This window comes from Corallococcus llansteffanensis (assembly GCF_003612055.1).
GTDB classification, from domain to species: domain Bacteria; phylum Myxococcota; class Myxococcia; order Myxococcales; family Myxococcaceae; genus Corallococcus; species Corallococcus llansteffanensis.
The window spans coordinates 1-6,641 of record NZ_RAWB01000551.1 but is presented as its reverse complement, the minus strand read 5'-3'; the positions used below and the strand labels follow the sequence as shown (position 1 = coordinate 6,641).

Here is a 6,641-nt window from a genome sequence, read left to right as displayed (position 1 = left end):
GACCTCCCGGACGCGGATCCCGGCTGGAGGCGCGGGCGGGGGCCTTGGTGGCGTGGCTCGCCAGCGCGCGGTGGCGCGAGGGGCCTTCGGTCTCACGCGCGATGCGCTGGGCCTCCTCGACGTGGGCCTCGGCGCGCTCGGTGGCCACGAGGCGCGGGCGCTGCGAGGCGCGCACCTCCTCCTTCGTGTCCTCCGTGTACTCGAAGTGGAACAGGCGCTTGATGACGAGCGTGGCGTACGCGCCCGGGGGCAGCGTGAAGGCCACGTTGACCTTGATGGCGCCGCGGTTCACGTCGTCGTTCTGCGTGCGGCCCACGACGAGCTTGTGCGGGAACATCAGGAGCGGGCGCTGCTCCTCCTTGAAGTACAGCAGCCGCTCCGCGTTCTTGATGCGCAGGTCGGAAAGCTGGAGCTTCTCCTTGCCCAGCACCCACGCCATGGCCTCCGCCACCTTCGGATCCTTGAAGGTGGTGTCCGGCCCGACGAGCGGGAACGTCGCCTCGCGCAGCGTGGCCAGCACCTCCGGGCTCGCGTCCCGGAAGTGCAGCAGCGTGCCGGCCTGGTAGCGCATGGGGAACATGTGCTCGCGCGGCAAGAGCAGCTGCAGGTAGCGCCGGACGCCCTCGTTCCAGAGGTAGCTCTGGTATTCGAAGAGGATCATCGCCCGGTAGTCCGAGTCGATCTGCAGGAACGCCCGCATCCAGTCGCCCGGCTGGTCGCGCAGGCTCTTCAGGATGCGGTGGTACTTCTTCGCGCCCTCGAAGGGCACGCGCGCGTCCCAGCGGCCCCAGTTGTCGCGCCAGAAGCCCTTCACCTTGGCGTCCTCGGTGCGATCCAGCTCCGAGGGGCGGGCGAAGTAGTTGTGCAGCGCGGCCTCGAAGTCGCCGCGGATGATGTCCTTGGCGATGAAGCCCTGGCCGTGCTTGAGCGCGCCGAAGCGCTGGCTGTCGAAGTAGTTCACGACGCCCAGGCGGTTGACCTCGGCGGTGGCCAGGTTGAGCGGCGCCAGCGAGTCGTGCGACATGTCTCGCACGGTGACGGAGAAGCGGTTGGACGTGATGTTGCGCGCGGAGAGCGCCTTGTCCGTGCGGCCCAGGAACTTCAGGCGCAGGTCGGGCTCCTGCATGTCCACGTCCGCGCCGTCCACCGCGATGATCTGCTCGGTGCGGCCCTGCTTGTCCTTCAGGCCGCAGTAGCTGATGGAGCCCGGCTTCAAGCCGAACTTGGTGATGATGCGGTTGACCGCGTCGAAGGTGGACAGCTTCTGCTTGTCCATGAGGTAGACACGATGCCGCCCATTGGCGGCCTCGTCGAAGCGGTAGGACTCCTTCACGGAGAAGTCCTCGGGTTTTTGCTTGATTCGCACGACACCCCCTTACCAGCGTGGACGCGCGGATTGAAGCGTTCACACTGGAAATGGGCTTAACCTGCAACCCCATGAGACCTCTTCCCGTCCTGCTGCTTCTTGGACTCGCCGGCCTCACCGCTGGCTGTGCCACCCCGCTCTCCACGATGCAGACCGCGAAGACGCTGTCGCCCGGACAGGTCCAGGTGACGGGGAGCGTGGGGGTGTTCGTGCCGGTGGGGACCTTCGCCCAGGTGGTGGACGTGGGCATCGACCAGGGTCGGGAGGCGAAGGACGCCATCGAGGAGGGACGCCCCTACGAGCTGACCGAGGAGGATCAGCAGCGCCTGCTCACCGCGGGCGTCGCGCTGGTGGTGGCCCCGCCGGGCGTCAACCCGGAGCTGATGGTGCGGGTGGGCGTGCTGGACGGGCTGGACCTGGGCGGGCGCTACAGCGGCAATTCCCTGCGGTTCGACGGCAAGGTGCGGCTGGCCCACGGGGGGAAGGACAACCACCGCTCCTATGACCTGGCCCTGGGACTGGGGGTGTCCAAGCACCTGTTCTCCGGGGCGGTGCTGGACGTGCTGGAGGTGGTGCAGCTGGGGGACTTCAGCCGCTTCGACGTGGAGGTGCCCCTGTACCTGAGCGCTGAATACGGGGACGTGTTCAAGCTCTATGGCGCCCCCAAGTACGTCTACAGCCACACCCGCATGGACCCGGAGCTGGTGGACTTCTCCAAGCAGGGCGCGCCGGTGACGGGCTTCGACGTGAGCCTGCCGGCCACGGTGAGCAGCCACTTCGTGGGCTCCACGGTGGGCATCGCGCTGGGGTACCGCTACGTCCACATCTACGCCGAGCTGACGGGGGGCTACGCCTTCTGCAGGCCGAACATCTTCGGGGCGAAGCGGGACATCGGTGGAATGACCTTCCTGCCGTCCTTCGGGTTGGCCTTCCGCTCGCCGGGCCGGAAGCCCACCGCGTCGGCGGCACCCGCTGCCCCGGGGACGGTGGCCCCGCCTTCGATATGAGCGGGGGTTTCCAGGAGACTGACCGGCCGTGCAGGGCGCCGGTGGCCAGCCCGTGGGGGGTGGACGCGAGCGTTCCTTTGGGGCAGAAGGCTCTGGTAGTGTCCGGGCCGGTGAGGATTCGCGCGTGAACCAGGCACCCGCCCCATTCCCGCCCAGGTCCGGGTCGCACCCGCGCGGGCCGCACCTGACGGGGCGGTTCGCGGACGGGACGCTGGGGGAGTTTCCCCTGGGACCGACGACGTCGCTCGGCCGTCATCCGTCCAACACGCTCCGGCTCGTGGACCGCGAGGTGTCCAAGGAGCACGCCACCATCGAGAAGGTGGGGCGCGACTTCGTCCTGCGCGACCTGAACTCGTCCAACGGCACCTTCGTCAACGGGCGCCGGGTGACGGCGGAGATGCGGCTGCGCGACGGGGATGAGATCGCCCTGGGCTCCTCGCGGCTCGTCTTCCACAGCGGAGAAGCCGCGCCGGGCCAGGGCAACCCGCCCACGCTGCCGGGCGTGACGGTGGTGGCGAACGCCGTCTCCATGCCGGCCTTCCTGGCGCAGATGGACCAGGTGCCGCAGAACTTCCGCCCGTCCGAACAGGTGACGGACACCGCCGCGCTGCGCCGGGACTACGAGAAGCTGCGCATCGCGCACGAGTTCCACCGGCAGGTGAGCCTCAAGGGCAACCAGGCCGACCTGTTCGAGCAGATCCTGAAGGTGGCCTTCGAGCTGCTCGCGGCCGACCACGGCGTCATCCTGAAGGTGGGCGTGGAGGGGGAGTTCATCCCGGCCGCGGTGCACCACCGGCAGGGCAAGCAGGTGAACGTCATGCTGTCGGACACCGTGCTCAAGCGCGTGGTGGAGACAGGCAAGGCGGTGCTGACGGCGGACGCCATCATCGACGAGCGCTTCTCCGCTGCGGAGAGCATCGTGGCGCAGGGCATCCGCTCCGCCATGGCGGTGCCGCTGATGGTGAACGGCGACATCCAGGCGGTGCTGTTCCTGGACAGCCGGCAGCAGATCAACGCCTTCTCGGAGAAGGACCTGACCATCCTGTCCGGCATCGCCGCGCAGGCGGGCATCGCGCTGGAGAACGCGGCGCTGGCCGAGCAGATCCGCAACGAGGCGGTGACGCGCGCGGAGCTGTCGCGCTTCCTGTCCAAGGCGGTGGCGGACGCGGTGATCAACGGCGGCACGGAGGACCTGCGCCAGAGCCGGCTCGCGGAGGTGAGCTGCCTGTTCGCGGACATCCGCGGCTTCACCACCCTGGCGGAGAGCGACTCGCCGCAGGAGGTGGTGTCGATGCTCAACAGCTTCTTCACCGCCATGGCGGACGTGGTGTTCCGCTACGAGGGCAACCTGGACAAGTTCATCGGGGACTGCGTGATGGCGGTGTGGGGTCCGCCCTCGTCGCACCCGGATGATCCAGCCCGGGCGCTGCGGGCGGCGCTGGAGATGCAGGACGCCGTCACGGAGCTCAACCGGCAGCGGGTGCTGGACGGCAAGAAGCCGATTGAAGTGGGCATCGGCGTCAACACGGGGCAGGCCGTCGTGGGCTACATGGGCAGCGCGGAGCGGCACGAGTTCACCGCCATTGGCGACACCGTCAACACCGCGTCGCGGCTGTGCGGCATCGCCAAGAGCGGCGAGGTGCTGGCGTCGGAGGCGACGGTGCGCAAGTCCGGGCCGGGCTTCGACGTGGAGGAGCTGCCCATGCTCCAGGTGAAGGGCAAGGAGAAGGGCGTGCAGACCTTCCGCGTGCATGGCGCGGAGCTGACCACCTCCACCTCCCGCAAGGTGCGCTGAGCGTGCGCGCCATGACCACGACGCAGTCCTGCCCCAACTGCGGCACGGTGCACGACACCCGGGTGTACGTGAGCGGCCAGAAGGTGGTGTGCCGCTGCGGCATCCGCTTCGAGGTCCGCCGCGCGGACGTGTCCGGCATCCGGACGGCCGAGCCGTCGGTCAGCCGGCCGCCGGTCCGCGCCGAAGAAGAGCCAGGCGTCGCGGTGACGTTCGTGCCGCGCACGGTGGGAAATCCGCCGGAATCGATGTCACCTTCCGCCGCCCCCGGTGTTGGGGAAGGCAGGGAGGACAGCAGGGTGGGACAGGAGACGGAGCCACGCGACGCACCTTCGGGAGCCCCGGTCATGGCCGGGCCGCCCCTGGAGCCCGTGCGGGCGGAGTCCGTCGCCGGGTCCCCAGGGGGCACCGCGATGGCGATGAACGTCCTGCGACCGGATGGGGTGGGGAAGTCAGGCGAGGGTGAGGTGCCCGTGGCGCTCGCGCCGGCCGCGGAGGAGGGCCCTCGGGCGCACACGTCGCACACTTCCGGGGTGGCGCTGCCGTCGTCGGAGCCGGCGCCCGCGGACGCGTCCCTGGACGGGGAAACGGTGCTGCGCCCGAAGCCGCCTGCCGCCCCTCAGCCCCGGCCCCCGCTGGACACGGGCTTCCGGGCGGAGAACGCGGAGACGGTGGTGTCGGGCGCGAAGCCCCGGCTCCCGGGCCTGGAACTGCTGGAGGTGCTGGGGCGCGGCGGCATGGGCGAGGTGTGGCTCGCGCGCCAGCAGTCCCTGGGGCGCACGGTCGCGGTGAAGGTGCTGCCGCCCCGGCTGGCGAAGGACGCGGAGTTCGTGTCGCGCTTCGACAAGGAGGCCACGGCGCTCGCGGCCCTGAGCCACCCCAACATCGTGCAGATCATCGACCGGGGCGTGGAGGGCGAGCACTACTACTTCGTCATGGAGTACGTGGAGGGCCAGTCGCTGCGCCACGCGCTGAGCGGCGCGGATCCGCTGCCGCCCCAGCAGGTGCTGAAGATCCTGCTGCAGGTGGCGCGCGCGGTGGAGGCCGCGCACGACAAGAACATCATCCACCGCGACCTCAAGCCGGAGAACATCCTGCTGGACGGGCGGCTGCACGCGAAGGTGGCGGACTTCGGGCTCGCGGGCATCCGGCAGCCGGACTCCGTGAAGCAGCTCACCGCCACCGCGGTGGCCATGGGCACGCTCAACTACATGGCCCCGGAGCAGCGCCGGGACGCGAAGAACGTGGACGGCAGGGCCGACCTCTTCTCGCTGGGCGTGATGATGTACGAGGCGCTCACCGGCGAATTGCCCGTGGGCCGCTTCAAGCTGCCGTCCCAGCGCGTGCGCGGCATGGATCCGCGCGTGGATCCGGTGGTGGAGCGGCTGCTGGAGACGGACCGCGAGGCGCGCTACGCGACCGCCACCGAGGTGTGCGAGGCGCTGGAGGCCCTGGTGTCGTCCACGTCGTCGCCGCACGTGGTGGCCCCGGCGTCGGAGCTGGCACGGCGCCAGGACCTGGCGCCCGCGGGCAGGGCCGCGTCCGGGCCCGAGGCCGTCATCCTGGACACGCTCCACGCGGGCTGGGGCCGGGTGCGCACCGGCCTGTCCGTGGTGGGAGGCCTGGCGCTGCTGGGCTTCGCGGTGCGCGCCTTCGTGGGGCCGGTGAGCCTGCACCTGGGCCAGGACGACAAGTACGTCCTCGGCTCCCAGGGCCTGAAGGTGAAGCCGGGGCAGGCGCACTGGCCGCCCAACACGGAGGGCGAGGTCTTCGCAGGCCTCAAGCTCACGCCGCCCACGGGCAACGGCACGGCCTCCACGCTGGAGGTGGGCTTCACCGAGGGCACGGAGGAGATCAACGTCCACAGCGGCGACTGGCGCATGGTGGACGGCGAGCTGCAGGTGCAGCAGGGCGGCATGGAGACGGACGGCGACCGGCTGGTGCCTCGCGCCTACCTGGCCCACCGCTACTTCACGAGCGACGACTTCACGGCGGAGGTGTTGATGGACGTGAAGCCGCTGGGCCGCGAGTTCTCGGTGGAGGAGGACGGGCAGCACTTCGGTGAGCTGGCGTTCCGCATCCGCGACGTGCAGGTGTCCGTCTTCGCCATCCCGGACGTGGGCATGCGCCTGTCGTGGCGCTACTTCTCCGAGGACGGGCGCGAGGTCGTGGGCAACAGCGCCGACGACACCCGGAACCTCGTCGGGGACGAGATGCCGCTGCCCCGGCAGCCGGGCCCGCTGCTGGTGCGCCTGCAGCTCAAGAAGCAGAAGAACGGCGTGCGGGTGGACGCCTTCCTCAACAAGAAGCTGTTCGCCAGCAAGATGCTCCCGGGCTTCGAGGGCCGTGTGGGCAAGCTGGCCCTGGGGTGCCGCAACCTCAAGTGCACCTTCGATGACCTGAAGGTCGTGAGCCCGCTGCAGGCCCGCCCGGTGCGCCGCGTCGCCACGGGCGCCGAGTAGCCCCTCCCCCGGGT

The 6,641-nt window shown here is 70.1% G+C and carries 4 protein-coding genes; 3 read left to right on the top strand and 1 reads right to left on the bottom strand.

Translation table 11 applies throughout. The annotated features are described in order from the left end of the window. The coding region (truD, locus tag D7V93_RS34765; protein ID WP_120647464.1) for a tRNA pseudouridine(13) synthase TruD at nt 1-1,366 on the bottom strand (1,366 nt) is incomplete at its 3' end. A 71-nt stretch (nt 1,367-1,437) separates the two neighbouring features. On the opposite strand from truD, the gene D7V93_RS34760 reads away from it, so the two are divergent. The 3 genes from D7V93_RS34760 to D7V93_RS34750 all read left to right on the top strand — a co-directional run bounded on the left by D7V93_RS34760 (nt 1,438) and on the right by D7V93_RS34750 (nt 6,627). Next, nucleotides 1,438-2,373, top strand: a complete 936-nt coding sequence (locus D7V93_RS34760) for a hypothetical protein (RefSeq protein ID WP_120647463.1) — start codon at nt 1,438-1,440, stop codon at nt 2,371-2,373. Between the two features lie 124 nt (nt 2,374-2,497). Beyond that, nucleotides 2,498-4,168 (top strand): adenylate/guanylate cyclase domain-containing protein, encoded by a 1,671-nt coding sequence (locus D7V93_RS34755; RefSeq protein ID WP_120647462.1) that lies wholly within the window; start codon nt 2,498-2,500, stop codon nt 4,166-4,168. 11 nt (nt 4,169-4,179) lie between these two features. Continuing rightward, nucleotides 4,180-6,627 (top strand): serine/threonine-protein kinase, encoded by a 2,448-nt coding sequence (locus tag D7V93_RS34750; protein ID WP_120647461.1) that lies wholly within the window; start codon nt 4,180-4,182, stop codon nt 6,625-6,627. Nucleotides 6,628-6,641 lie beyond the last annotated feature (14 nt).